We start from the raw sequence: 24,997 nt of genomic DNA, 5'->3' as shown, positions 1-24,997 counted from the left end.
TCCTGGCGCCTCAGATGTCGAGGAAGCGCACGTCCTTCGCGTTGGTCTGGATGAACTGCTTGCGGCTCTCGACGTCGTCACCCATGAGGATCGACATCACCTCGTCGGCCAACGCCGCCTGCTCGACGGTCACCTGGAGCAAGGTGCGCTTCTCGGGATCCATCGTGGTGGCGCGCAGCTCGTCGTAGTCCATCTCGCCGAGACCTTTCAGGCGGGCGAACTCCTTCTTGTGGTTGGGGTTCTCTGCCATGAACTGGTCTTTGGCGTAGTCGTCTTTCAGGTAAATCTTCTCCCGACCGATCTCGGTCGAGTACAGCGGTGGTTGGGCGATGTAGACGTGGCCCATCTCCACGAGCGGCTTCATCTGACGGAAGAAGAACGTCAGCAGCAGTGTGCGGATGTGCGAACCGTCGACGTCGGCGTCGCACAAGGCGATGACCTTGTCGTAGCGGCGCTTTTCGATGTCGAACTCCTCGGCCACGCCCGCACCGATGGCGGAGATGAGCGCCTGGATCTCGAGGTTCTTCAGCATGCGGTCCATGCGGGCCCGCTCGACGTTGAGGATCTTGCCGCGGATCGGGAGGATCGCCTGCGTGAACGGGTTGCGGGCCGACACCGCGGAGCCGCCGGCAGAATCGCCCTCGACGATGAACAGCTCGCGCTCGGAGCGGTCCTTGCCGGAGCAGTCCTTGAGCTTGTCGGGCATGCCGGCGCCGTCGAGCAGGGTCTTGGAGCGCACGACGTCGCGCGCCTTGCGGGCCGCCATGCGCGCTTGCGACGCGGCGATCGCCTTCTTGACGATCTTGTTGCCCTCGGTGGGGTGCTCCTCGAGCCAGTAGGCGAGCTGCTCGTTGGTGGTGCGCTCGACCAGCGACCGCATCGACACGTTGCCGAGCTTGCCCTTGGTCTGGCCTTCGAACTGCGGCTCCTGCAGCCGCACCGAGATGATGCAGCACATGCCTTCGCGGATGTCCTCGCCTTGGAGGTTGTCCTCTTTCTCCTTGAGCAGGTTCTTGGCCCGTGCGTACTTGTTGATGACGTTGGTGAGGGCCTTCTTCAGGCCTTCCTCGTGCATGCCGCCCTCGATGGTGGCGATGCCGTTGGCGAAGCTGTGGATGCCGTCAGCCTGGAAGCCGGTGTTCCACTGGAACGCGGCCTCGACCTCCTGGGTCTCGTCTTTGCCCTCGATGTAGCCGACCTTCGTGAACAGCGCGTCCTTCGTGCGGTTGACGTGCTTCACGAAGTCGACGATGCCGCCCGAGTACTTGTAGACGACCGGTTCTTGGTCTTGACCTGGCCGTTTGTCGACGAACCGGAGCTCGAGACCCTTGTTGAGGAACGCCATCATCTGCAGGCGTTCGAGGATCGTCTGCGGGCGGAAGTTGGTGTCGTCGAAGACCGTGGGGTCCGGCCAGAATCGCACGGTCGTGCCGGTGGTGCGCCCGCGCGCCGGGGTGTCCCCCACCACCTTCAGCCGGGTGGCCGGGGTGCCGCCGTCGACGAAGTCCATGTAGTGGCGTTTGCCGTCGCGGTCGATCTCGACCTCGAGACGGGTCGACAAGGCGTTGACCACCGAGACGCCAACGCCGTGCAGGCCGCCCGACACCTGGTAGCCGCCGCCGCCGAACTTGCCGCCTGCGTGCAGCACGGTCAGCACCACTTCAGCGGCGGACAGGTGCTTGTACTTGGCGTTGGTCGACTTGCCGACCGGGATCCCGCTGCCGTCGTCGGCGACCTCGCACCCGCCGTCGGGCAGCAGCGTCACGTCGATCCGGCTGCAGCGGCCCGCCATGGCCTCGTCGACCGAGTTGTCGACCACCTCCCAGACGAGATGGTGGAGACCCGATGCGCTCGTGGAGCCGATGTACATGCCGGGGCGTCGCCGCACGGCCTCGAGCCCTTCGAGGACCTGGATCGATTCGGCGTCGTAAGCAGCCTTCTTGGCCAAGGCGGGGCCTTTCACGAGGGGTGCGTCGTGGGCCGGGAGGGCACCACGAACACACCGGGAGTTGGTGGGGTGATCCCGTCGCAGCGAAGGTGGCGCAGCCGAATCACGATGGTGTCATCCTACCAGCCGGGTGTGGCAGTTCTGGTGTTTGCGGCGCCGCAGCTGGCGCTCCGCATCCCCCCTCCGCAGCACGGCCAGCCAAGCGGCCTCCGGCGAACCAGCGGGGTTTCAGCGCTTCGAGACGCGGATCTCGACCTGCTGGATCACGTCATCGCCCAGCAGGTCGGCCGATCGGCGGATCACCTCGGCCGACTGCCAGCGCAGCTGGCTTGCCCAGGCGGGTTCGCCGACCTCGATCACGAGACGACCGTCTTCGAGGCTGCCGGGCCGGCAGTGCACCGCGGCCTCGGGTCCGACGAGCTCGTCCCACCGGTCGTGCAGCCGGACGCGTACCTCGGCCGGTGGAGACCCGAGTCCCTTCAGCACCGTGTCGAGCGAGTCGCGCAGGGCGCGAGGAGCCGGGCTGTCGCCATCGGGTGTCGGGAGCGGTCGCCATCCCACCCCCAGATCGTGGCAGACCACGACCGACCGGCGGGTGTTCACGGTTCGGGGCGGATCTGGCCGTCCTGCACCCGTAACCGCAGGTCGGGATGCGCGTCGGGCGGGATGGCGGCGGCGGTCGTCAACAAGGTCTGTCCGGGCGGCAACGCTTCGAGCAACGCCTGGCAGCGGCCCGGGTCGAGCTCGGAGAACACGTCGTCGAGCAGCAGCACCGGCGGCGTACCCGCCGCGTCGGTGACCACCGCGTGCGCGCCAAGGCGCAGCGCCAAGGCAAGAGATCGCTGCTCGCCCTGCGAGGCGTGCGTGCGGGCCGCGAGCCCCTCGAGCCCGACCTCGACATCGTCACGGTGTGGGCCCACCGTGCTGACCCCGCGCCGCATGTCGTCGGCGCGGGCGGCGCGCAGCGCACCGGCGAGGCCGTCGGGATGTTCGCGCCACGGTGCGTGGTACGTGAGGACGACCGCCGCCGCGTGGCGGGCCACGTGCTGATACGACGACGCCACCACCGGGCCAAGGCGATCGACGAGCCGCTGGCGGGCGTCGCCGAGCTCGGTGCCCGCGGCGGCGAGCTTGTCGTCCCACACCTCGAGCGTGACCGCCACATCGTCGCCGAGACGCCCGCCGGCTTGCTTCAACAGCGCGTTGCGCTGCCGCAAGATCCGGTCGACCTCGACCCGCAGCACGTCGAGCTTGGGCGCCGCGGCCACCACGGTCTCGTCGAGGAACCGTCGACGTTCGGCGGGACCACCTTTGACCAGCACCAGGTCGTCGGGGGCGAACACGCTGACCCGCAGCGCGCCGAGCAGGTCACGGGCGCGGCGCAACGGCTGGTGGTTGACCTGGGCACGGTTGCGACCCTGGCGCACGATCTCGGCTTCGAGCAGCAACGACCGATCGTCGCGGCGTCCCTCCGCTCGGATGATCGCCTGGTCCGCGCCATCGCGGATCAGCGCATCGGGTGGCGCACCGCGAAACGAGCTGAGCGTTGCCAGCCAGCCGATCGCTTCGAGCACGTTCGTCTTGCCCTGGCCGTTGGCACCCACGATGGCGGTGAAGCCCGGCGCCAACTCGATGTCGGCCGTGGCGTAGGACCGGAAATCGGTCAGCCAGAGACGGTCGAGGCGCATCAGGGATCGGCGCGCCTGCCCGGGCGATCACCTCCGCGGGGCAGCGCCGGCACGTGGGTCAGGAGACTCGGACGGGCATGAGCAGGTACAGGAAGGTGCCGCCGTCGGTACCTCGCAACACGGCTGGCTTCTGCGCGTCGATGGTCTCGAGGACCACTTCATCGCCGCCGGCCACCTCGACACCGTCCATCAGGTACTCGGGGTTGAAGGCAACGGTCAGCTCGCTGCCCTCGTATTTCGCGTCGAGCTGCTCGTGCGCCTCACCGACGTCCTGTGTGATCGCCACGAGCTCGAGGCCCTCGCTGCTCATCGCCAGGCGGACCGGCGTGGCTTCGCGGGCCATCAGCCGCACGCGCCGGGCCGCATCGAGCAGTGCCTCGCGACCGACGGTCAACGAGTTCGGCTGGCTGGTGGGGATCAGGCTGCGGTAGTTCGGAAAGTCGCCCTCGATCAAGCGGGTGGTCAGGCGCGTGACCCCCACTCCTCCGCGGACCTCGAAGGTGGCGTCGCGCTCGCCGAGCCGCAACGTGAGCTCGTCGGCACCGGCCAACAGCCGCTCCACCTCGCGCAGCGCCCGCGAGGGCACGAGCACCGATTGCTCGGCTCGCAGCACGCTCGTGCCCGGCAGGTCGCGGACCGCGAGCCGGTACGAGTCGGTGGCCACCAGCCGCAGTCCGCCGTCTTCCGACGCCAGCAGCACACCGGTGAGGATCGGACGGGAATCGTCGGTGCTGGCCGCACGCACCACCTGGTGCAACGCGTCGGCGAGGTCACCCGCTGCCAGCGTGACCTCATCGGCCGCCGTGTCCGGCAGCCTCGGGTACTCCTCGGCAGGCAACAGCCGCATCGACGAAGAGAACCGGCCCGCGCTGATGTGCGCTTCGTCCTGCTCGGCGGTCACGACCACCCGGCCCGCCTCGAGCGATTTGACCAGATCGGCCGCGATGCGGCCTTGCAGCACGGCCACCCCGTCGGTCTCGCCGGCCACGGTGGCCTCGACGGTGATCGTGAGCTCCAAGTCGGTACCGGTCAGGCGGAGCCGGTCGCCCGCGAGCTCGAACCGCACCCCTGCCAGCACCGGCAGCGACCCTCCCCGCGTGGCGACTGCACGCCCGGCGGTGCCCAGGGCCTCCACGAGAACATCGCGTTCGCATGCGAACTTCACTGCTGCCTCTGCTTCCTCATGTCGTACTCGTTAGATCATCCAGTGGTGGTGGTAGGGGCTGTGGATTGTGGACGACCTCGTGTCGTCCCAGGTCAGCGATGGTATCGGGCCGCGCGCGTTGTCCCCAGCCGCGCACAGGTCACAAGTTGCACACATGTAGTTCGGTGGACGGATCCGTGACCGTCCACCGCGTTCCATGGAGGCGTCCACAGCTTTGTCCACGGGCGGTCCCCCGGCGCGGACGGTGTTGTCCCCAGCGTCGGGGGGCACCTCGACCCGTTGTCGGGGGTGGAGCGCACCTCACTCGCCCTTCTTGATCAGCTGGATGAGCTCACTGACCTGCTCGTAGATGCTCTGGCGCTCGCGCATCAGGGCCTTGATCTTGTCGACCGCGTGGATGACCGTCGTGTGGTCGCGGCCACCGAACTCGTGTGCGATCGCCGGGTAGCTCAGGTCGGTGAGCTCCCGCATGACGTACATGGCCACCTGGCGGGCGGTGACCAACGGCCGGCGCCGGCTCTTGCCTTTGATCTCCGCGATGGGGAAGTTGAACATCGCCGAGGTGTGTTCGAGGATCAGCTGCGGGGTGACGGGTCGGGGCTTGCGATCGCCGATGATGTCGCCCAGCACCCGCTTGGCGAGGTCGGCGGTGAGCTCCTCGTGCGTCAAACTGGCGAACGCCGCGACACGGGTGAGGGCCCCTTCGAGCTCACGGATGTTGTCGGTGATGTTCTCGGCGATGAACTCCATCACCTCATCGGGGATCCACGTCGGTTCCCGCTCGGCCTTCTTGCGCAAGATCGCGAGCCGCGTCTCGAGGTCGGGCGGCTGGATGTCGGTGATGAGTCCCATCTTGAACCGGCTGCGCAGCCGGTTCTCGAGTGTGGCGATGGCGTCGGGCGGGCGGTCGCTCGAGAGCACGATCTGGCGATTGGCTTCGTGCAGCGCGTTGAACGTGTGGAAGAACTCCTCTTGGGTTTCCTTCCACTTCTCGATGAACTGGATGTCGTCGACGAGGAGGACGTTGACGTCGCGATAGCGCTTCTTGAACAAGTCGTTCGTGCCGGTGCGGATCGACTCGACGAACTCGTTCAAGAACGTCTCCGACGACACGTACCGCACCACGTAGTGCGGGTAGTTCTCACGCACGTAGTGGCCGATCGCCTGGAGGAGGTGGGTCTTGCCGAGCCCGGCCTCCCCGTAGATGAACAGCGGGTTGTACGTTCGCCCCGGCGTCTCGGCCACCGAGAGTGCCGCGGCCTGCGCGAACCGGTTCGAAGGCCCCGTGACGAACGCGTCGAACGTGTACTTCGGATTGGCGGGTTCGTCACCCCGGGCCCGCGGCGTGGCAGGTTGCGAGTCGGTGGAGGCCGGTTGGTTCGGGGCCGCCTCGCTCGAGGCCAACAGGCGCGACTCGGGTGAGGTGCCGACCGAGTTGTCGAACAGGCCGGGGAGCGGTTGGTCGCCCAGGAAGTCGGACAGCGGGTCGGGAGCCGATGCGGACGGCCGGACCTCGACGTGGAGGCTCACGGCCTCGCCCACCACGGCTTGCAGGGAGTCTTGTACGAGGGAGAGGTAGGCGCCCTCGATGCGGTCACGGATGAGCGCGTTGGGGACGGCGAGGTCGAGGGTTCCGTTCTCGAGGCTCATCGCCTGCGCATCGTGGAACGTGGAGCGCCATACGGCGTCGGAGACCTGGGGACGGAGCACGTCGCAGCAAGTCGTCCACAAGCTCTGGGCGTCTCCTGCCAAACCGGTGCGCCTCCACGTGCCACTACATCCACAGGACGTTCCACACTCTGTGGAAAACAGCCGAAGCGCCGGACTCTGCGTGGACATCCCCGCCGGGGTGTCCACCCCAGAGGACCGGTCTCGACGGGTGGACGGCGACCGTAGCACCCCGGCAGGAGGCCTGCGCGCTGAACGTCGCCGGGCGCCAGAAACACTCTCTGACCTGCCACGACACGCGCCTGCGCCCGACAGGTCGTCGATCGACGGGGTGCCGGATTGCTCACGGGAACGCCGGACACCTACGCTGGTGCGACTGCGCGTCCTCGCGCTGGCCTTCTCGTGCCCGTGCGGCCGACGGCGGTGGAGGGCGCGACGTGCATCGCGCGCGACGCCCGTGGGGGTCGTGACACACGAGCGGCCGGGGCGCCTCGAATCCCCGAGCCGCCACCGCCGAGGAGCAATGAGACAGTGAAGCGCACCTTTCAGCCCAACGTCCGCAAGCGGGCCAAGAAGCACGGGTTCCGCAAGCGCATGCAGACCCGGGCAGGTCAGAGTGTCCTGGCCCGCCGTCGCCGCCGGGGCCGAGCCCGGCTGTCGGCCTGATCTGGCGCATCCGTGACCGTGCGACCTTCGCCGCGCTCCGCGCGCGAGGCGCTCGCGGGCGGCGCGGGTCGGTGACCGTGACGCACTTGCCCGCCACCGCCGGCGTGCCCCGGGTGGGCTTCGCCGTGCCCAAGGGCGTGGGCACGGCGGTGGCGCGCAATCGTGCCCGCCGGCGCCTCCGTGCGCTGCTCGACACGCCCGAGGCGGGTCTCCGATCCGGTGCCTACCTGGTGCGCCTCGGACCTGCCGCCGCCGACCTCGACTTCGCCGGGCTGCGCGCCGAGCTCTACGCGGCGGTCCACGCGGCACACGCAGCCGGCGGCCCGGCCGCGTCGGCTCACCTCGGAGGAGCGACCCCGTGAGCGTCGCTGGGGTCCTGCAACGAGGTGTTCGCTCGTACCAACGGGCGCGAGAAGGTCGCCCGAGCGCCTGCCAGTACCTCCCAACCTGCTCCTCATATGCCATGGAAGCGCTCGAAACACATGGCGCGCTACGTGGTACTCGACTCTCTGTCGGTCGGATCCTCCGCTGCCATCCCCTCGGCGGCCACGGCTTCGACCCCGTCCCGAACCGGAAGGCTCCGTAGATGTTCGGCTGGCTCGCGAAGGCTCTGGCGTTCTGCTACCAGATCTGGCCCTCCTACGGAGGCGCCATCGTCCTGCTCACCGTCGCGATCATGATCGTGCTGCTGCCGCTCACGCTCAAAGGCACACGGTCGATGCTCGAGATGCAGCGCATTCAGCCCGAGCTGAAGAAGCTGCAGAACCGTTACAAGGACGATCGCCAGCGCCTCAACGAGGAGGTGATGGCCCTCTACAAGGAGCACGGGGTCAACCCGATCGGCGGCTGCCTGCCGATGCTCTTGCAGATCCCGGTGTTCTGGGTGCTCTACCGAGTGCTCGAGGGCCTCACCCACCGGGCGCCGATGGGCGCCGACGTCGGTGCCGCGCTCACGGGCAGCACCCACGCGATCACCACCGCGGGCCACTTCCAGCCGTCGTACATCTCGAGCACCAGCAAGCTCTACGAGGCGCTGCACAGCACCGGGAAGATGATGTCGCTCGGGGTCGATCTGTCCGAGAGCGTGCTCACCGCCATGAAGAAGGGCATGGGCCACGCGGCGCCCTTCCTCGTGTTGATGGTGCTGGTCATCGCCACCACGTACATCCAGCAGTGGCAGATGCAGAGCCGCACGCCGAAGGACGCGGTCAACCCCCAACAGCAGACGATGATGAAGATCATGCCGCTGGTGTTCGCGGTGATCTACTTCGCGATCCCGGCCGGTGTGGTCGTGTACTTCTTGGCGTCGAACGTGTTCCGGATCGGCCAGCAGTACTTCATCACCCGCACGATGTACCCGGCCACCGCCGGTGCGGAGGTGGCCGCGGGCAATGCCCCGGCCACGGCACGGGGATGGCGGTCGTTGCTTCCGTCCACCGAGTCGCTGCCCCAGGTCCGCAACACCAAGCCCGCCAAGTCCCCCACGTCGGCGAAGGGCGGTCGCTCCGGTTCCGCCAAGGGTGGAGGGTCGAAGCGACCGCCGAACCGAGGTGGCCAAGGTGGGAGCCAGCGCGGCAAGGGTGCGGCCGCCAACAAGGGTGGCAAGGGCGCAAAGGCCAGCAGCCAGAACGCCAACGGGGGCAAGGGTGTGGGGGCGCAGACGCCGAAGCCGCAGGGGAACCGACCAGGTAGCAAGGTCCGCCCGGCGGCGAAGCCTGCGGTGGGGGCCAAGGGTGCAGGTGGCGGCGACGGCGCGGGCGGGACGAACGGCGCGTCCGGCAATGGTGCCAGCGGTGGTCGAGCCGCCTCCCCCACCCGCAAGAGCCCGCCGCCGCCCCGCAGAACCGGATCCAAGAAGAAGAGGAAGTGACGAACGTGGAGTGGGTCGAGACCACTGGCAAGACCATCGAGGAAGCCGAGGAAGCGGCCCTTGACCAACTCGGCATCCATCGTGACGATGCCGAGTTCGAGATCGTCGAGGAACCCCGCGCGGGCTTGTTCGGCCGGATGCGCAGCGAGGCCCGGGTGCGGGCCCGTGTGGCTCCCAAGGCACCACCCCCCAAGCAGGACCGTCGACCCCGGCGCCGTAGCCGGGCCGGTGGCGGGGGCAACGGTGGCGGGCGAGATGCCGCCCGCGCCAGCGCAGCGACCGCGACCCGCGAGGATGACGAGATGCAGTCAGACGACGACGCAGGAGATGCCAGCCCCGCCGTGGAGACGGCGTCGGGTGACCACGGCGAGCGCCGCGCGCCCACCAACGGCTCGGGACCGCGCGGTGGCCGGCAAGGTCGTCCCGACGACGACCGGCCGGTGCTGACGGTCGCCGAGGAAGGCAAGTTGGTGTCCGATTTCCTCGAAGGTCTGGTTGACGCATTCGACCTCGACGCCGAGGTGGTCACGTCGCCGATCGACGACGAAACCGTGCAGGTCGACGTGCAGGGCGACGAGCTGGGAATCCTGGTCGGTCCCCGCGGCCGCACGCTCGGTGCGGTGCAGGAGCTGTCGCGCACGATCCTGCAACGGAGCGCGGGTGGCGGCTTCCGGGGCCGGGTGCGGGTCGACGTCGCCGGCTACCGGGCCAAGCGGCACGAGGCGCTCGCCCGCTTCGCGACCAAAGTTGCCGCGGATGTGGTGGACAGCGGCAAGGCGACCGCGCTGGAGCCGATGAACCCGCCGGATCGCAAGGTCGTGCATGACACCGTCAACGAAATCGAGGGTGTGACGACGTCGTCGCAGGGCGAGGAGCCCCGTCGCTACGTCGTGATCAGCCCCGATACCTGAGCACCGGCGGACACCGGTCCGCCGCTCCTGGTTGCGGCCCAGGGCTTCGCCCTGGGCCGTGTCGCGCACCGCCGCTCACCAAGATCGGGCCTGCGAGACGGGTACGCTGAGCTCCCCATGTCCGAGACCGGTTCCCTTCCCGCCGATCTGCACGTTCGCCGCGATCGGCTGGTCGAGCTGTTGCGGGGCCGTCAGGCACGGGGCGATCTCGGCCCCGCCGCGATCGAGCAGCACCTGGCGCACTCCCTGGCGTTCGCGGCGGTGGTGGCGGTGCCGCCCTCGCGAGCGGTGGACCTGGGCACCGGAGGGGGCGTGCCGGGGCTCGTGCTCGCCGCGCTCTGCTGGCCATCGGCCACCTGGTCGTTCATCGAGTCTCGGCGGACCCGGGCCGCGTTCTTGCGGGAGGCGGTCGGCGAGCTGGATCTCGGTGCACGGGTCGAAGTGCTCGAACGCCGTGCCGAAGAAGTCGGGCACGATCCGACTTGGCGGGCGCAGGCTGATCTGGTGACGGCTCGTAGTTTCGCCAAGCCCGCCGTCGTCGCCGAGTGCGCCGCTCCCCTGCTGCGCGTGGGCGGACATCTCGTCGTCAGCGAGCCGCCCGCCGCCGCAACGGAGGACGCGGGGCGAGCCGAACGATGGCCGGCGCGTCCGTTGCGTGCCATGGGTCTGGGTCCCGCCATGCGGCACACAGGCCCGCCTGCCCTGGCGGTGCTGGAGCTGGTCGAGCTCAGCCCACCGGCGCTCCCCCGGCGGGTGGGCGAGCCGGCCCGCACGCCACGGTTCTGATCGCTGCAGACCGGTGACGGGCCGGAAGCCTTCGTTCGTTGCCGACCGAGTGTGCCCGCGCACCACCTTGTGGCCATGTTCCACGTGGAACGTCGCGGCCGCACGCGGCGGGCGTGTTTCACGTGAAACGGACCGACTGTGTGGCACCTTTCGGTACTTGAAGGTTGATGGTGCTTGACCGGACCCCGCGGTCCCGGCAGGATGGCGAACGTGCCCTCCGATGACCTCGCCGCGCGCGGGCGCGCGATCTTCGAACGGCTCCGGGCCGCGGCGGACGAGGATCCCTCTGACGACGGCGACGGGGGGACGGTTGATCGACCGGGCGGCGAGGACGTACCGATGGAGTCGCCGCCGACGGAGGACGCTGTGACCGACGAACCCGCTGCCCCCGCGGCGACTGCTGTCGAAACGCTCGATGATGACGGGGTGCCACCCCCAGGCCCTCCTCCGTCGCCGACGGCGGGGACCACGCCGGGGACCACGACGGGGACCACGTCGACCGACGTGGATGCGCGACCGAGCGGTTCGGACGCGACGGCAGACGACGCGGCCGCAGGGGCCGCCGGAGCGCCTCCGGACGACGGGACGCTCGATGACGTGCCCGAACCACCGAAGCGCCCCTTGCCTCGGGTGGTGGCGGTGGCGAACCAGAAGGGCGGCGTGGGCAAGACCACCACGTCGATCAACCTTGGCGCCTGCCTGGCGGAGCTCGGGCACCGCACGCTGGTGATCGATCTCGACCCGCAGGGCAACGCGAGCACCGGCCTCGGGATCAACATCCGGGCGCTCGAGTCGTCGATGTACGACGTCATCTTGCACGACGTGCCCCTCGAGGACTGCATCGAGGCGGCATCGGTCCGGAACTTGTTCGTGGCGCCCGCCTCGTTGGACCTGGCAGGGGCCGAGATCGAGCTGGTGCCGGCGTTCAGCCGTGAGCTTCGCCTGAAGCACGCGATCGATGCGGTGCGAGACGACTACGACTTCGTCCTGATCGACTGCCCACCCTCGCTCGGCCTGTTGACCGTGAACGGGTTCGCGGCGGCCGACGAGGTGTTGGTGCCGATCCAGTGTGAGTACTACGCGTTGGAAGGCCTCGGGCAGCTCCTGCGCAACGTCCAGCTGGTCCAAAAGAACCTCAACGCGTCATTGGATGTCAGCACGATCGTGCTGGTGATGTACGACGCCAGGACGAAGCTGGCCGATCAGGTCGTGCGAGAGGTCCGTTCGCACTTCGGAGAGAAGGTTTGCCGGACGGTGATCCCGAGGACGGTGCGGTTGTCGGAGGCCCCTTCGTTCGGGCAGCCGATCGTGGCCTTCGATGCCAGCTCCAGGGGTGCCATCGCGTATCGAGAACTCGCCAAGGAGGTGAGCCGTGCGTCGGAGCGGGTTGGGTAAGGGGCTTGGGGCGCTGATCCCCGCCGAGCAGCGTCAGACCGAAGGCACCATCGGCATCGACGGTGCGGCGATGCGGGAGATCCCGATCGCTCGCATCACGCCGAACAGCTACCAACCCCGCGGGCACTTCGACGAGGAAGCGCTGCTGGCGCTGACCGCGTCGATCCAGGAGGTCGGCGTGCTGCAGCCGGTGCTCGTGCGGCCCGTGCCCGACAGCGATGAGGAGCGGTACGAGCTGATCGCGGGGGAGCGGCGTTGGCGGGCGGCGAAGCGAGCGGGGCTCCCGACGGTGCCCGCGGTGGTGCGTGAGACCGACGACGCCGTGTCGCTCGAGCACGCGCTCGTCGAGAACCTCCACCGCGAGGACCTCAACGTGCTCGAAGAGGCCGCGGCCTACCAGCAGCTCATCGAGGACTTCGAGCTCACGCACGACGATGTTGCTCGGCGGGTCGGCAAGAGCCGATCCGCCGTATCGAACTCGCTGCGACTCTTCCAGCTGCCACCCTCCATTCAACGGCTGGTGCAGGAGGGCGCGTTGTCGGGCGGCCACGCCCGCGCCCTGCTCGGTACCCCCGACCGGGCGTTCCAGGAGGCCCTGGCGCGCAAGGCGGTGGCCGAGGAGTGGTCGGTGCGCCAAGTGGAGCAGGCGGTCCGGGACCGCCAAGGTGGGGGATCGTCGGGAGGGCCCTCGCCGAGCGGGCCGCGGCTGCGGCCACCAGGCTTGCTCGAGCTCGAGGAGCTCTTGTCGGGGCGGCTCGACACCCGCGTCAAGGTCACCATGGGGGCCAAGAAGGGTCGTGTAGTGATCGACTTCGCGAGCCTCGAAGACCTCGAGCGGATCTACCGCTTGATGACCGAACCCTCGACCGACCGTAGCTGACGCACTCCGCGGTGGTCGAACCTCAGATCGTGGCGTGTCGAGTGGTTCGAAAAGGACGGAAAGCTGGCAGTATGGGTCGAGTGCCGAGAGTTCCACCTGAGGTGGAGTGGCCGAATGCTCGAGCAAAGATGTCCACAACCTGTGCTCAAGGTTGTGACTAACTCGGGTCGAGAGGTACGACCGACCCGGCTTCATCCCTGGTCAGGGCCTGTTTTTCCCTTTTCGGAGCACGCGTAGAGATCCTACCGACCGCACTTCGTCGAACCCGCCCTCATTGAGCGCGCGCAGGTAGATCTCATACGGTGGTCGGCCGCCGTCGGCGGGGTCGGGAAACACGTCGTGGATGCACAGCAGGCCGCCCGGCGTGACGTGTGGCGTCCACTGCTCGAAATCGCGGTGGGCCGGCTCGCGGCCGTGGCCGCCGTCGATGAACAGCAGCGCCAGCGGCGTCCGCCAGAAGCGGGCGACGGTGGGGGAGTCGCCCACGACGGCGACGATCGACGCCTCCAGCCCCGCCGACCATGTGGTGTGGCGGAACACGGGCAGGGTGTCCATCTGACCGATCGCCGGGTCGACCAGATCCGGCTCGTGCCACTCCGAACCGGCCTGGTTCTCCTCCGAGCCCCGGTGGTGATCCACCGTGAACAACACGGTGCCGGCCGCACGCGCCGCATCGCCCAACCACAGCGACGACTTGCCGCAGTACGTGCCGATCTCCAGCAGCGGTAGGTCCGGTGCCAGCTCAGTGGCGACAACGGCCGCTGCCCACAGGGCGTCGCCCTCATCGGTGGGCATGAAGCCCCGTGCCGCGATCGCCGCGGCGCGCACGTCGGGTGCCATGGCCGTCGCCGTCGCCGCCCACGTGGACGCATCGGGTGGGAGCTGGCCTGGAGCGGGCGGAACCATGGCGGTGGAGCCTACCGGTGGGCGTGCAAGCGGCTTGACCCGCGGGTCAATGTGGCGACTCGGGCGCCGCGTGCCGCCACCGGCTCAGTGCTCGACGGGATCGGCGACCCAGCGGCTCAATGCGTCGCTGAGGGCCTCGGCGAGACGGGCCGCGCCCACCACGGCCAGGTCGGGCGGTCCGATCTCGCACACGACCGCCGGCATCCGGGTCTCTCGCAGCAACGTGAGGCGCATGCCCGCAGCTTCGGCGGGGTGGAGGTCCAGGTCAGCCTGACACCGTTCGACGAGGAGCTGGGCGAGACGGCGGCCGCCAACGGATTCGTAGCCCGTCGTCGACCAGTACGAGGCATGGACCCCGGGTGTGTCGCGCAGGTGGAGGGCGAGGCATACCTGGGCGTCGAAACCGTTGGCCTCGCGGGCCTGCGCTGAACCGTCGGGCTGGTGGGACACCAGGATCTCGGCGCCGAGGTCGCGCAACGTGCGCCCGAGGCTGTCGGCGAGCGCGCCGAGCCCACCTTCCTCAGCGATGAGGATCCGCCGACCGGCCAGCTCCCGGGGCGCGCTCAGCAGCGCTTCGCGCTCACGCACGCCTGCTTTGGTGGTGGATCCGCCGCGTGACGCCATGCGGTCGAGGGTCGCGACGACTTCCGGGCCACAGATGCGGTCGCTCGTGAGACCGGCGTTGCGTTGGAAGTCCAGCAGCGCTCGTTCGGTGTCGGGCCCGAAGATGCCGTCGACCCGACCAGCATCGAACCCGAGCGCGGAGAGCCGAACTTGGAGGTGGGTGACGTCGTCGCCGCGCAGCATCGGTCGACACAGGTACAACAGCCGATCACCGAGCTGCCAGGTCGCCTCGGTCAGCGCATCCCAGGTCTGGGACCCGCAGATCCCGTCGACCCGCATCTGGCGCTCGGCCTGGAAGCGGCGAACCGCCGCCTCGGTGGCCGGTCCGAACTCGCCGGCGGGATCGGTGATGGGGCCGAACCCACTCCGAACGAGTCGGTCCTGGATGTCGCGAACCGCCTCCCCTTCCGCTCCGCTCGAGAGCGGGAGGGGAGTGGTGCGTCGGGCGCCGCCTTGTTCAGGCGGGGTCACAGATACTCGGCGAGCTCCTCGAGGAGCTGACCCTTGCCCTTGGCCCCGACCATCCGCTTGGCGGGCTGGCCGTCCTTGAAGACGATCAGCGTCGGGATGCTCATCACGTCGAAACGCCGGGCGACGTCCGGGTTGTCGTCGACGTTGAGCTTGGCGAACGAGAGCTTTCCCGCCTGCTCGGAGGCGAGATCCTCGATGATCGGGGACAGCATCTTGCACGGGCCGCACCACTCGGCCCAGAAGTCGACGATCAACGGCTCGTCGGAGCCGCCGACCACTTCGTCGAACGTGGCGTCGGTGAGGTTGGCGATGCCAGCAGCCATGGGTTCTCCTTTGGGGCTACCAGGGGGTTGCGTCGGGGTTGGTGCCGTGGTCGGTGGCGGCGAGCCACCGCTCCGCGTCGATGGCGGCCATGCAGCCGGTGCCGGCTGCGGTGATCGCCTGACGGTAGACGTGATCGGCGACGTCGCCTGCCGCGAACACGCCGGTCACATTGGTGCGCGTGCCGTCGTGCGTGAGCAGGTAGCCGAGGTCGTCCATCTCGAGCTGACCTTTGAACAGATCGGTGCTCGGGACGTGGCCAATGGCGACGAAAAGCCCGTCGAAGGGGACGGTTTCGGTCTCTCCGGTGGTCACATCGCGCAGCACCAGGGCTTCGAGTTTGCTGTCGCCGACGGCATCGTCGACCACTGCGTTCCACCGCACGGTGAGCTTCGGGTTGTCGAACGCCCGCTGCTGCATGATCTTGGAGGCCCGCAGCTCGTCGCGCCGGTGGACGATGGTGACCGACGAGGCGAACTTGGTGAGGAAGATCGCCTCCTCGAGCGCGGAGTCGCCGCCGCCGACGACGGCGATGGCCTTGTCGCGAAAGAAGAAGCCGTCGCAGGTGGCGCACGTCGACACGCCGTGGCCGACGAGTCGCTCCTCGTTCGGGAGGCCGAGCATCAGCGCTCGGGCGCCGGTCGACACGATGATCGACCGGGCGCGGTACGTGGGCTCGGGAGCGTCGGGATCGCCGACCCACACGCCGTACGGCGCGGTGGACAGATCGACGCGGCTCACGCGCTCGGTGCGCACATCGGTGCCGAACCGGCAGGCCTGGGCGCGCATCTCGGTCATCAATGCGGGCCCCATGATCCCGTCGCGGAATCCTGGGAAGTTCTCGACCTCGGTGGTGAGCATGAGCTGGCCACCTGGCTGGTCGGTGTTGGAGACGAGCTCACCCTCGAGCAGCAGGGGATCGAGGTTGGCGCGGCCGGTGTAGATCGCGGCGGTCAGCCCGGACGGACCCGACCCGATGATGATCACGTTGTGGACGTCAGTGGCTTCCATGTCGCTCCCAGAGGCGCGGTCCGGACCCCTGCAACCGTGCGCACCGGTGCCCATATTCCGCCAGCGAGGGGGTGGCGCTGTGGCACTGGTCCCGCCACGCCGCGGTGGCCGGGCGGGTCGGGCTCAGGGCCGCGCCCGGGTGCGGGTCCACAGCGCGATCCCCGCGACCGAAAAGACGCCGCCGACGATCAGATCGGCCGGCCAGACCTTCTCGTGGGGCATGTAGACGGTGATGACGCGGACCAACGCGATCGCGAACAGCACCAGCAACGCCAGGCCGACCAGCGCCGCGAACATGCCGAACACCGCCGCCCGAGCGCCCTTGATGGCGGGTCCGGTCGTCTTGTCGCGCACCGTGCCGACGGTGCGCACCACGAAGTCGGCGGCCTCGCTCGGCCACTGCTCGCTTCCGGCGGCCGATTTGGCGGGTGAGGACGTGACCGAATCGGGCATCCGGCCAGACTAACGGGCCGACGCTCCCAGGGCGGGGGGACCCGCCGGTACGCTCGACGGTCATGTCGCCCGGTACTGGTTCGCCGACCCCGCGCGACCCGTCCGGCCCCGTCCGGCGCCCGAAGGGTCCGAGTGACGCGTCGGCCGACTTGCCGGTGGCACCCCGAGCGTTGCTCGGTTGGCTTGCCACGCTGGCGCTGGGTGCGTTGGCCGGTCCCGTGCTCGGCGAGTACGAGTTCCACGGGTGGTTCCCGCCGCTGGCGGGTGTGTTGACGCCGCTGTTGCTGGGTGAGGTCTGCGTGGCAGCGGCCAAGGGTCGCAGCGTGATCAGCGGAGCAGTCACGGTCGTGGCCAGCGCGGGTGGGCTGCTGCTGGCCGGGTGGTTCTCCTCGAGTCGCGGCCTCGATCCTTTCCCCGCCATGGCCTGGTTGGCCGCGGCCATCGCGGTGGTGGTCGGCTGGCTGCGAGCCGGACCCTGGCCCGGTCGCCGTCGTCGCAGCGCGTGACCCCCGACCCGCTGTGAGCACTTGAGCACCGTGTGCGTGGCTGAGGAGGCGGGCCGATAGGCGAGCCGACCCATCAACACGGGCCTGTTCGCCAGGTGCGGCCTGGCGAATCGAACGGTGACCCGCGACTCGGGCGACCCATCCGCGCAGGTCCCGAGTGCTCACAGCACGGGACCTCGAGGGCGCGGGGCGGAGTGGACTTGGTCAGTGGACCTGGTCAGTGGACCTGGTCAGTGGACTTGGGTCAGGACGGGGTAGCAGCTGGTGTTGGACGCCACGATCACGAGCACGGCTGCGGGCTTCGAGGTGGTGGCGGGCGCGTCGTAGGACATCACCAGCAGGTTGCGCCCGGCCGAGGTCGCACCGCCCACGGCGAGGCGGCTGGTCAGCGCCCGCGCGATGTGGCCGCGCACGACCGGGTCGCAGCGGTTGATCTCGGCTTGGGACGGCACGAACCCCGCCGCGCGCTGCTGCAGGGACCGGTCGGTGCCAGCGGGGAGCAGCGTCTTCGGGTCGAGGTGGGTGAGCGCCTGGTTGAGGTCGTCGTCGCCGGCGAAGGTGCCGAGGAAGCCGGCGGCCGGCGAGGCGCTCGCGCTGCCGGCGCTCGGCGCGGCGCCGGCGTTGTCGTACTTCGACGTGAGCTGCGCACTGCTCGACGCGGCGCCCTTGCCCATGGCGTTGGAGGTGGCACCGGACGGTGCGCTGCTCGTCGTCGACGAGTTGGCGCTGGTGTTGCGTTGCGCGCTCGGCTTGCCGGAGTTGCGTCCGGTGAGCGCGAGGAACAAGCCGGCGCCCGCCAGCAGGACCAGCGCGGCAGCGATGGCCATCGGTGGGATGCGACGGCGGTGGCGTCGGGCCGCCGCGGGTGGACGGGTCGCCCGGCGCTGCTTGCGCGACACGGGTCGACCCGGGCCCTGGTGGTCGGACCAGACCGGCAGCTCGCCGGTCCAGGTGGCCATGCCCTCGCTGTCGTCGGCATCGTCGTCGACCGCGGCGGTCTGCAGGTCGAACTCCTCGAGCGCTTGGTCGATGACGTGGTTGGCCGTGGCCTCGGTGAGCGGCTCGACGGGCTCGGCGATGGCATCGCGGATGGCGCGGTAGTGCTCGAGTCGCGCGGCAAGCGCCGGGTCGCCCATGACCTGGTCGACCTCGGCGGGGGTGGCCGCGTCGTCGAGGACGTCGGACAGCAGGTCGTCGTCGCTCGGAGGCCGGCCCGAAGCTGGTGGAAACTCGTGTTCGTCGGTCATGGCGTGCTCATAGGACGTTCGTCGGGGCCGGTCTGGTTCCCGGGCGCGCCGGGCGCCGGTGCGTCTTCGGTGGGAGTCAGCAACTCGGCCAGCGCCGCGCGGCCGCGCGAGATCCGGGAGCGGACCGTCCCGGGTGGCAGGTCGAGCACATCGGCGATCTCGGCGTAATCGAGGCGGCACAAGTCGCGCAGCACGACGGCGATCCGGAAGTCGGGCGCGAGCTCGCCGAGCGCTCGGTCGATGTCGACCCGATCGACCATCGCTTCGGGCCGGTCGTGCTCGTGGGCCACCGGGACCTCTGCGAGCTCGCCGAGCGTGAGGGGGCGACGGTGGCGTCGCCGCAGCTCGTCGAGGCAGGCGTTCGTGGTGACCCGGTAGGTCCAGGTCCGGAACGACGCGCGGCCGTCGAAGTTGGGCAGGCCGCGCACGATCGCGATCAGCGCGTCCTGCAAGGCGTCGAGTGCGTCGGTGGGGTTCTGGCACAGCCGCCGGCACAGGGTGTGGAGGCGCGGCTGGTGGAGGCGCAGCAGCTGCTCGAGTGCGTCGCGGTCACCGTGGCGGGCGGCCACGACGAGGGCAGGCTCGTCGGCGCTGGTGACGGCAGCGGCGCCCGCGGCGCGGACCGTCCGCCGAGCTCGGTTGCCCGAGTGCGCGTCGCCGGCGGGTTCCAGTGACGGAAGGGATCGGTCGGTGGGGTCATCCGCCGCGCCGCTTGGCGCGGTCATGAAGTGGCCTGCAACTCGCCCAACGTGAGCTGTCCGCTGTCCGGCAGCCGGGTGATCCAGAGCAGCACGACCTTGCCCCTGGTGCCGTGCAGGTCGAAGGACGTGCGACCGGACGACAGTCCGGACTTCTCGGCGACCGGGTTGCCCCAGTACGTGAGCGGCGTGTTCTCCGCCGGCGGCGGGTTGTCGGCGACGTACACCGACGCCGACCAGCCGGAGTCCGAGGACTGCACGGCGAGCTGTTGCAGCGAGGTGACCTGGTCGGCGCTGACGTAGACCCCGACCCCGGACTTGATGTTGCCGAACGTGTTCCGGGGCGGGTGGTAGCGGTCGGTGGACCAGGTCGTACCGGCGTTGCCGTCGATCAGCTTGGCGGCATCGGCGCCGTGGTCCACACCCTCGGTGCCGTCGCCCGGCGGCGGGTCGTACGTGGCGGCGGCCGCGAGCTTCACCGGACCGGAAGCCGCGCCGTTGGTGAGAGGGCTCTTGGTGGACCCCGACCGGCTCAGCAGCACACCCGCAACGCCGAGCGCCACCGCGATCAAGACGATGAGCACCGCAGGCAGGATCCACGACCGCTCGGTGCGCCCGAACGACGGCGTGGCGGTCGGGGCGGCCGGTTCGGCGCTCGGTGGGTGGGGCGGTGGAGTGGCCGATCCCGGCACCACCATCGGTGCGGGGATGTTGGCGAGCGTGGGGCGGGCGTCGGCATGCTGGCCATTGACCCGCGGCGGCGCGATCGGCCGGCGTGGCGCGCCCGGCGGCGGCGCGAGAGACGGGGCCGGTGGTGGCAGCACTTCCGGCGCGCGCCCGTCGAGCGACGCGAGCAGCGACGCACGGAAGTCGGCCGCCGACGCGAAGCGCTCCTCGGGTTTCACGGCGAGCGACCGCATGATGACCTCGTCGACGGCCTTGGGGATGCCGGCGCGCAGCTGCCGCGGCCGGAGCGGGGCTCGATACAGGCGCGCGAGCGCCGTGGCCGCGTCGTTCTCCTCGCGGAACGGCGGCCGGCCGCACAGGGCCTCGTACAGGACGACACCCAGCGAGTAGATGTCGGTCCTGCCGTCGACCGGGGTGCCTTCGACTTGTTCGGGCGCCAGGTACTTGGCCGTGCCGAGCATCGTGCCCTCGGCGGTGTGGTCGCCGGCCTGGAGTGCCTTGGCGATGCCGAAATCGGCCACCATGACGCGGCCGTCGCGGTTCAACAAGATGTTGGCCGGCTTGATGTCGCGGTGCACCACGAGCGCTCGGTGGGCGACCTCGAGTGCGTCGGACACCTGCGCGCCGGCGGCCACCGCTTCGGGGACCTCGAGCGTGCCGACCCGGTCGAGGCGGCTGCGCAACGTGGTGCCGCGCACGAGCTCCATCACGATGGCTTCGACCCCGTCGTCGCTGACGGTGTCGTAGATCGACACGATCGACGGGTGGCTGAGACGGGCCGCCGAGATGGCTTCGTGACGGAAGCGATCGACGAACGCCTGGTCGGCGGCGAGATGCGAGTGGAGGAGCTTGACCGCGACCGGTCGTGCCAGGACTTCGTCGTCGGCTTCCCAGACCTGGGCCATGCCGCCGGTGGCGATCCGACTGGTCAAGCGATAGCGGCCGGCGAGGAGATGGCCGGTCAGCTCAGCGGGGGCGGCGCCGGTGACGGAGGAGACTTCTTCGCTCACGACAGCGCAAACGCTAGTGCTCCGCCGAGGCCTGGTCGCGACGGCGGTGCCGCCGGACCGGCGCGGGTGTGCCCGTCCAGGTCCCGTGCTGGCTCGGCTCGCCGCCGGGGCGGCCGGTCGCGTGTGCGCTCAGGCGGGGATCTGCCAGCAGACGCCGATCACGCGCGGCCCGCCGTGGGTGCCGATGACCGGCCCGATGCTGCCGATGCTCACCTGATCGCGCGGGTAGCGGGGGGCGAGGAGCTCGAGAAAGGCGTCGAGGTCGGGCGCGTCGCCGTGCACGACCGAGACCCGCTCGATGTGCTCCTGCTCGAACAACTTGTCGCGCAACCACTGGAGCTGCTTGGTGCGGGTGCGCGGCTTGGCGGCTTCGACCACCTCGCCTGTGGAGACATCGACGACCGGCTTGAAGGCGAGCATGGTGCCGAGCAGCGCCTTTGCGCTACCGATGCGGCCGCCCTTCTTCAGGTTCTCGAGCGTGTCGAGGCCGCCGAAGACGCGGGTCCGTTCGCTGAGCGACACCGCCAGCTGCTCGAGGTCGTCGAGCGACGCGCCATCGCGTGCGGCTTCGCCGACCGCCACGAGCTGGTTGCCGAGGCCCATGGTCACCGACCGGGAGTCGACGACCCGCACGTCGAGGTCGCCCTCCACCGCGCGAGCCGCGTTCTGGGCCGACGCCATGGTGGCCGAGAACTTCGACGACAGGTTGATGCAGATGACGCCGTCGGCGCCGGCCTCTTTGGCGGCTCGGAACGCCGCTTCGAACTTGCCGGGGGCGGGTGCGGCAGTCTCTGGCAACTCCGGTGTCGAGGCCATCTTCTTGTAGAAGTCCGAGGCGCTGAGCTCTTCACGGTCGACGAACTCCTCCTGGCCGAACCGGATCGTCAACGGGACGATCGTGATGCCGAACTCCTCGACGAGATCGTCGGGCAGGTCGCAGGAGCTGTCAGTGACGAGGTGGACGCCTGGCATGGGGAACTTCCTCGGGGCTGGGACGGAGCGGTCGAGTGCGCAGTGATGGTTCCCGTCCGACCCGCGGATCCGCCGGGTCGTTACCTCGGCCCGATCAGCCCGCCGGTTGCGAAGGCTCGGGCTCGTTCGACAGGTCGCGAGGCGCGGCGCCTTTGCGCGGCCGGGCGTGGCGACCCTTGGGTGGCTTGCGATTCGAGCGCCAGTGGCTCACCCACCAGATGAGGAGGAACGCCAGCGCGCCGATCGTGAGGATCAACCCCACACCCGACACGACCGTGGAGCGAACAGTGATGCGGGCGCTGGTGATCTCCTCGGCGCCGCCGGGTGTGAGGAGGCGGATCCGGACCGGGATGTCGCCCGACGTGCGCACGTGGACCTTGAGGTCGACCCGCGCGCTCTCACCCTCGATGTGGACGTTCTGCTCCTGGCCGGACTCGAACTTCACGCGCTCGCTGCCCTCGGCGATGACGACCACGTCGACCGGGACCCCGGTGCCGTTGCGGATCGTGAACGGCACTTTCGCGGTGCGGGCGGTGAGGGTGACCTTCTGGCCGCCCGGGATGGTGATCTGGTCGAGGTTCTGTGCGACCTGCTTGGCGATCGCGCCGAGGTAGCGCCGTTGCGTCGCGGTGTCGAAGCCCTCGTACACGCCGATCCGCCGTCGGAGCTCGAGCGCATCGAGTTGGCGGATGGCAGTGGCGGTGGCGGTGCCGGGCGAGCGGCTGGGGGCAACCACGCTCTGGTAGCTCTCGATGGAACGATCGGCGCTGTCGACCGCCCGCCGCAGAGCGGTGGTCGAGGGAGGCCGTCCCGACAAGGTGCGTGCGGAGCCGAGCGCGGACGTGTCGTCCGACTGGCTGAACAACGTGTTGACGGTGACCGGCCGGAGCACCGCCGGCGCGGCGGCCAGCGCGTCGAGCAACGTGCGCAACGTCGTGGCCGACGGCGACCAGTGGCGGGGCGCGGCAAGCACCACGCCCTCGCTCGGGTCGCGGGTGCTCCTCGACTGGTTGGCGATGAGCGTGAGGTCGGCGAGCACCTGTTGGATTCCCAGCCGTGGGTCGCGGTCGCCCAGCTCGTCGCTCAACGCCGAGTCCATCACGACCCCTCGCATGGCGCCGCTCCGGTCGTCGCGCAGCTTGAACGCGTGGGTGGCGGTGGGCGCGTCGTTGGCGACGCCGGTCGCCGTCTCGGGGATCAGGACGCGACGGATCCCGCGGGCGCGCAGCCACGTGAGGGCTACCGGGTCGAGGTCGGATCCGGCGATCCACGTCGAGTCGGTGAGCGAATCCGTCGTGCCGAGCGACGCCAGTGCGGCTTGCCCGGTGGTGAGCTCTTCGTCGAGCAGGCTCGAAAGCCGGGCGTCGCGCACCAGGGCCGGTTGGTCGACGCGGATGTACGGGCCGGGCACGACTTGGCGACCGCGTGCGGTGGCAACGTCTTGGAGGTCGCGTCGGAGCTGGGGAACGGCGGCGAGCGAGTCGAACGTGTCGGGCGAAGGCGCGAGCGTGACGGGATACGCACCGGTTCCGTACGTGCCAGCCGGACCTTGCAGGACGTCGACGACGTTGGTGATCGTGGCGCGGGTTCGGGTGTCGAGGCGGCGGCGCCCCTGGCTGTCGATTGTCGGGCTGTCGCCGAGCGGCAGGAGCAGAGCGACGCCCAGCGCGTTGGACGACGGGTTGGACGTGGATGCGGTTCCGGTTCCTGCCGGCGAGGTGGTGGTGCCGCTGGTGCCCGTCGCCGTCGAGCTTGCCGGCGCGGTGGCCGCCAGCAACAAGTACGTGACCAACGGGCTGCCGAGCATGTGGCCGCTGCCGTCGTCGACCCACACCCGCAGGGGGTACACGCCGTCGCCGCGCGGGCAGCCATCGGTGAGCTGCGGCTTGTCCTTGTCGGTGATGCGGATCGTGATGGTCGCGTCGCCCGTCGTCGCGCCGTCGAGGCCGGCGACGGTCGTGGAGTGCGCGCAGGTGACCGGCGTCTGTTCCGCAGGTCGGTTGCTGTGCAAGGCAAAGCGGCTCGTGATGCGGTCGTGGAGCTGCGCCCGGACCTTGCTTCCGGCCGGTGCGCCGGCGATCGAGACGGTGACGGTGGTGGGCGCCGCCGGGTTCACCCACACCGGCTGGGACTTCAATTCGAGGGTTGGCGTCGTGGCTGACTGGCGGGCACCGGAGGGCGCGGCGGCCGAGGGCGGCGCGGGCAGCGAGGGGACCAGCATCACGGCCAGCAACCCGACCGCGAGTGCCACCAGCAGCGCGTGGTGCGTGGTGCGTGAGGTGATCGCCGGGGTCGCCCGCCGGTTCCTCATCGGGTTCAGGTCGACCTGTCGAGGGTGCGGGTCAAGACGACCAGGCCCCCGACTTGTGGCTCGAAGCCCAGTGACTGGTACAGCGCCAGCGCCCGGTCGTTGGCGAGCTGCGTGTTGACCATCGCCTGGGTGCAGCGGTGTCGGCGCATCCAGGCCAGGCCGTCGACGACGAGCGCCGCGCCGACCCCTTTGGCGCGCCAAGCCGGATGGACCGCGAGTCGTTGGACGTAGCCGCGGGTGGCCGCCCGGCCGCAGACCGCATAGCCGACGATCTCGTTGCCGACGACCGCCACCCGGAACCGCGCGACCGGTGTGGCCGAGATGGCGTCGGTGAGCCCGGCATCGTCGAGCCGCCAGAACTCGTCGAAGGCCAGGGAGTCGATGTCGAGGACTGTGGGCCGATCGTGGCGTCGCGCGCGGCGGAGGTGGGCCACCGTCTCGATGTGCGGCAGGTGGACGAGGTCGTGGGCGAGGAGATGGAGACGTTCGTGTTCGGTGAAGCCGGCCTCGAGGAACGGCCGCTGCTCGTCGGGTCCGAGCGCGCCGGTCACCACCCGTTCCACCCCGCGACGGGCGAGCTGGCGGCAACAGTCGCTGACCACGTCGACCGTCGGCGGCAGCGAGTCGGGCATCGGCGCGACGAGCACCACGTGGTCGTCACCGTGCCACGGGCCGATGCGGAGGCGGACCCGACCCCGCGAGGCGGTGTTGGTCACGGTTCGCGCTCCTCGGCAGCGCGACCGAGGCGAACGCCCGGATGGGTGGAGAACGACGATCTCACGACCCGTCGAGGATAGAGGCGC

Annotated in this window: 25 protein-coding genes; 9 read left to right on the top strand and 16 right to left on the bottom strand. The window is 69.8% G+C overall.

From position 1 onward, the window contains the following. Positions 1-10: 10 nt before the first annotated feature. From VHA73_14235 to dnaA, 5 genes are all read right to left on the bottom strand, one after another. Positions 11-1,963, bottom strand: coding sequence for a DNA topoisomerase subunit B (locus VHA73_14235; GenBank protein ID HVX19186.1), 1,953 nt, complete (start codon positions 1,961-1,963; stop codon positions 11-13). Positions 1,964-2,176: 213 nt separating this feature from the next. Next, positions 2,177-2,509, bottom strand: coding sequence for a DUF721 domain-containing protein (locus VHA73_14230; GenBank protein HVX19185.1), 333 nt, complete (start codon positions 2,507-2,509; stop codon positions 2,177-2,179). A gap of 38 nt (positions 2,510-2,547) precedes the next feature. Next, on the bottom strand, positions 2,548-3,636 hold the full coding sequence (locus VHA73_14225; GenBank protein HVX19184.1) for a DNA replication/repair protein RecF: 1,089 nt from the start codon (positions 3,634-3,636) through the stop codon (positions 2,548-2,550). Positions 3,637-3,694: 58 nt separating this feature from the next. Next, positions 3,695-4,801, bottom strand: coding sequence for a DNA polymerase III subunit beta (gene dnaN, locus VHA73_14220; protein ID HVX19183.1), 1,107 nt, complete (start codon positions 4,799-4,801; stop codon positions 3,695-3,697). Positions 4,802-5,101: 300 nt separating this feature from the next. Then, positions 5,102-6,640, bottom strand: a complete 1,539-nt coding sequence (dnaA, locus tag VHA73_14215; protein HVX19182.1) for a chromosomal replication initiator protein DnaA — start codon at positions 6,638-6,640, stop codon at positions 5,102-5,104. Positions 6,641-7,000: 360 nt separating this feature from the next. On the opposite strand from dnaA, the gene rpmH reads away from it, so the two are divergent. From rpmH to VHA73_14175, 8 genes are all read left to right on the top strand, one after another. Continuing rightward, entirely contained in the window at positions 7,001-7,135 is a 135-nt protein-coding gene (rpmH, locus tag VHA73_14210; GenBank protein HVX19181.1) for a 50S ribosomal protein L34, read from the top strand. After that, on the top strand, positions 7,132-7,497 hold the full coding sequence (locus VHA73_14205; GenBank protein ID HVX19180.1) for a ribonuclease P protein component: 366 nt from the start codon (positions 7,132-7,134) through the stop codon (positions 7,495-7,497). The genes rpmH and VHA73_14205 overlap by 4 nt, the downstream gene beginning before the upstream one ends. Next, positions 7,494-7,721, top strand: a complete 228-nt coding sequence (gene yidD, locus VHA73_14200) for a membrane protein insertion efficiency factor YidD (protein HVX19179.1) — start codon at positions 7,494-7,496, stop codon at positions 7,719-7,721. The genes VHA73_14205 and yidD overlap by 4 nt, the downstream gene beginning before the upstream one ends. Next, the gene (gene yidC / locus VHA73_14195) at positions 7,722-9,005 is read left to right on the top strand and encodes a membrane protein insertase YidC (protein ID HVX19178.1); all 1,284 of its coding nucleotides are present in this window, start codon (positions 7,722-7,724) and stop codon (positions 9,003-9,005) included. After that, a complete protein-coding gene (gene jag, locus VHA73_14190) occupies positions 9,002-9,916 on the top strand; it encodes an RNA-binding cell elongation regulator Jag/EloR (GenBank protein HVX19177.1) in 915 nt (304 codons plus the stop codon). The genes yidC and jag overlap by 4 nt, the downstream gene beginning before the upstream one ends. 117 nt (positions 9,917-10,033) lie before the next feature. Continuing rightward, a complete protein-coding gene (locus tag VHA73_14185; protein ID HVX19176.1) occupies positions 10,034-10,702 on the top strand; it encodes an RsmG family class I SAM-dependent methyltransferase in 669 nt (222 codons plus the stop codon). Between the two features lie 597 nt (positions 10,703-11,299). Further along, complete coding sequence (locus tag VHA73_14180) at positions 11,300-12,097, top strand: AAA family ATPase (GenBank protein ID HVX19175.1); 798 nt, start codon at positions 11,300-11,302, stop codon at positions 12,095-12,097. Next, complete coding sequence (locus VHA73_14175; protein HVX19174.1) at positions 12,090-12,977, top strand: ParB/RepB/Spo0J family partition protein; 888 nt, start codon at positions 12,090-12,092, stop codon at positions 12,975-12,977. Before VHA73_14180 ends, VHA73_14175 begins: the two co-directional genes overlap by 8 nt. Positions 12,978-13,178: 201 nt before the next feature. Here the strand turns inward: VHA73_14175 and VHA73_14170 are convergent, their stop codons facing one another. From VHA73_14170 to VHA73_14150, 5 genes are all read right to left on the bottom strand, one after another. Beyond that, positions 13,179-13,883, bottom strand: coding sequence for a class I SAM-dependent methyltransferase (locus tag VHA73_14170; protein ID HVX19173.1), 705 nt, complete (start codon positions 13,881-13,883; stop codon positions 13,179-13,181). Positions 13,884-13,967: 84 nt separating this feature from the next. Continuing rightward, positions 13,968-14,978 carry a peptidoglycan-binding protein gene (locus VHA73_14165; GenBank protein HVX19172.1) on the bottom strand — a complete coding sequence of 337 codons (1,011 nt, stop codon included), beginning with the start codon at positions 14,976-14,978 and terminating at the stop codon, positions 13,968-13,970. Then, entirely contained in the window at positions 14,975-15,301 is a 327-nt protein-coding gene (gene trxA, locus VHA73_14160) for a thioredoxin (protein HVX19171.1), read from the bottom strand. Before trxA ends, VHA73_14165 begins: the two co-directional genes overlap by 4 nt. Positions 15,302-15,317: 16 nt before the next feature. Beyond that, complete coding sequence (gene trxB / locus VHA73_14155) at positions 15,318-16,310, bottom strand: thioredoxin-disulfide reductase (protein HVX19170.1); 993 nt, start codon at positions 16,308-16,310, stop codon at positions 15,318-15,320. Positions 16,311-16,433: 123 nt separating this feature from the next. Further along, positions 16,434-16,763 (bottom strand): hypothetical protein, encoded by a 330-nt coding sequence (locus VHA73_14150; GenBank protein HVX19169.1) that lies wholly within the window; start codon positions 16,761-16,763, stop codon positions 16,434-16,436. 62 nt (positions 16,764-16,825) lie between these two features. On the opposite strand from VHA73_14150, the gene VHA73_14145 reads away from it, so the two are divergent. Beyond that, complete coding sequence (locus tag VHA73_14145) at positions 16,826-17,269, top strand: hypothetical protein (protein ID HVX19168.1); 444 nt, start codon at positions 16,826-16,828, stop codon at positions 17,267-17,269. A 230-nt stretch (positions 17,270-17,499) separates the two neighbouring features. On the opposite strand, the gene VHA73_14140 is transcribed toward VHA73_14145, so the two are convergent. The 6 genes from VHA73_14140 to VHA73_14115 all read right to left on the bottom strand — a co-directional run bounded on the left by VHA73_14140 (position 17,500) and on the right by VHA73_14115 (position 24,910). Beyond that, positions 17,500-18,516, bottom strand: a complete 1,017-nt coding sequence (locus tag VHA73_14140) for a hypothetical protein (protein HVX19167.1) — start codon at positions 18,514-18,516, stop codon at positions 17,500-17,502. Continuing rightward, positions 18,513-19,241: an RNA polymerase sigma factor gene (locus tag VHA73_14135; protein ID HVX19166.1), complete on the bottom strand. Its 729-nt coding sequence runs from the start codon at positions 19,239-19,241 to the stop codon at positions 18,513-18,515. The genes VHA73_14140 and VHA73_14135 overlap by 4 nt, the downstream gene beginning before the upstream one ends. Further along, positions 19,238-20,911 (bottom strand): protein kinase, encoded by a 1,674-nt coding sequence (locus VHA73_14130; protein ID HVX19165.1) that lies wholly within the window; start codon positions 20,909-20,911, stop codon positions 19,238-19,240. Before VHA73_14130 ends, VHA73_14135 begins: the two co-directional genes overlap by 4 nt. 129 nt (positions 20,912-21,040) lie before the next feature. Further along, the gene (locus VHA73_14125) at positions 21,041-21,883 is read right to left on the bottom strand and encodes a DegV family protein (protein ID HVX19164.1); all 843 of its coding nucleotides are present in this window, start codon (positions 21,881-21,883) and stop codon (positions 21,041-21,043) included. Positions 21,884-21,977: 94 nt separating this feature from the next. Continuing rightward, positions 21,978-24,194: a DUF6049 family protein gene (locus VHA73_14120; GenBank protein HVX19163.1), complete on the bottom strand. Its 2,217-nt coding sequence runs from the start codon at positions 24,192-24,194 to the stop codon at positions 21,978-21,980. Between the two features lie 5 nt (positions 24,195-24,199). Beyond that, complete coding sequence (locus VHA73_14115; GenBank protein ID HVX19162.1) at positions 24,200-24,910, bottom strand: GNAT family N-acetyltransferase; 711 nt, start codon at positions 24,908-24,910, stop codon at positions 24,200-24,202. Between the last annotated feature and the right edge of the window lie 87 nt (positions 24,911-24,997).

This window comes from Acidimicrobiales bacterium, assembly GCA_035547835.1.
Lineage (GTDB): Bacteria > Actinomycetota > Acidimicrobiia > Acidimicrobiales > Iamiaceae > DASZTW01.
This window is presented reverse-complemented; position numbering and strand designations above follow the sequence as displayed.

Bases quoted from the DNA above. Each gene is read 5' to 3' on its own strand.
- VHA73_14225 (HVX19184.1), bottom strand. From the start codon at position 3,636: ATGCGCCTCGACCGTCTCTGGCTGACCGATTTCCGGTCCTACGCCACG.
- dnaA (HVX19182.1), bottom strand. From the start codon at position 6,640: ATGTCCACGCAGAGTCCGGCGCTTCGGCTGTTTTCCACAGAGTGTGGA.
- yidC (HVX19178.1), top strand. From the start codon at position 7,722: ATGTTCGGCTGGCTCGCGAAGGCTCTGGCGTTCTGCTACCAGATCTGG.
- VHA73_14185 (HVX19176.1), top strand. From the start codon at position 10,034: ATGTCCGAGACCGGTTCCCTTCCCGCCGATCTGCACGTTCGCCGCGAT.
- VHA73_14170 (HVX19173.1), bottom strand. From the start codon at position 13,883: ATGGTTCCGCCCGCTCCAGGCCAGCTCCCACCCGATGCGTCCACGTGG.
- trxA (HVX19171.1), bottom strand. From the start codon at position 15,301: ATGGCTGCTGGCATCGCCAACCTCACCGACGCCACGTTCGACGAAGTG.
- trxB (HVX19170.1), bottom strand. From the start codon at position 16,310: ATGGAAGCCACTGACGTCCACAACGTGATCATCATCGGGTCGGGTCCG.
- VHA73_14150 (HVX19169.1), bottom strand. From the start codon at position 16,763: ATGCCCGATTCGGTCACGTCCTCACCCGCCAAATCGGCCGCCGGAAGC.
- VHA73_14145 (HVX19168.1), top strand. From the start codon at position 16,826: ATGTCGCCCGGTACTGGTTCGCCGACCCCGCGCGACCCGTCCGGCCCC.
- VHA73_14140 (HVX19167.1), bottom strand. From the start codon at position 18,516: ATGACCGACGAACACGAGTTTCCACCAGCTTCGGGCCGGCCTCCGAGC.
- VHA73_14135 (HVX19166.1), bottom strand. From the start codon at position 19,241: ATGACCGCGCCAAGCGGCGCGGCGGATGACCCCACCGACCGATCCCTT.
- VHA73_14125 (HVX19164.1), bottom strand. From the start codon at position 21,883: ATGCCAGGCGTCCACCTCGTCACTGACAGCTCCTGCGACCTGCCCGAC.
- VHA73_14120 (HVX19163.1), bottom strand. From the start codon at position 24,194: ATGAGGAACCGGCGGGCGACCCCGGCGATCACCTCACGCACCACGCAC.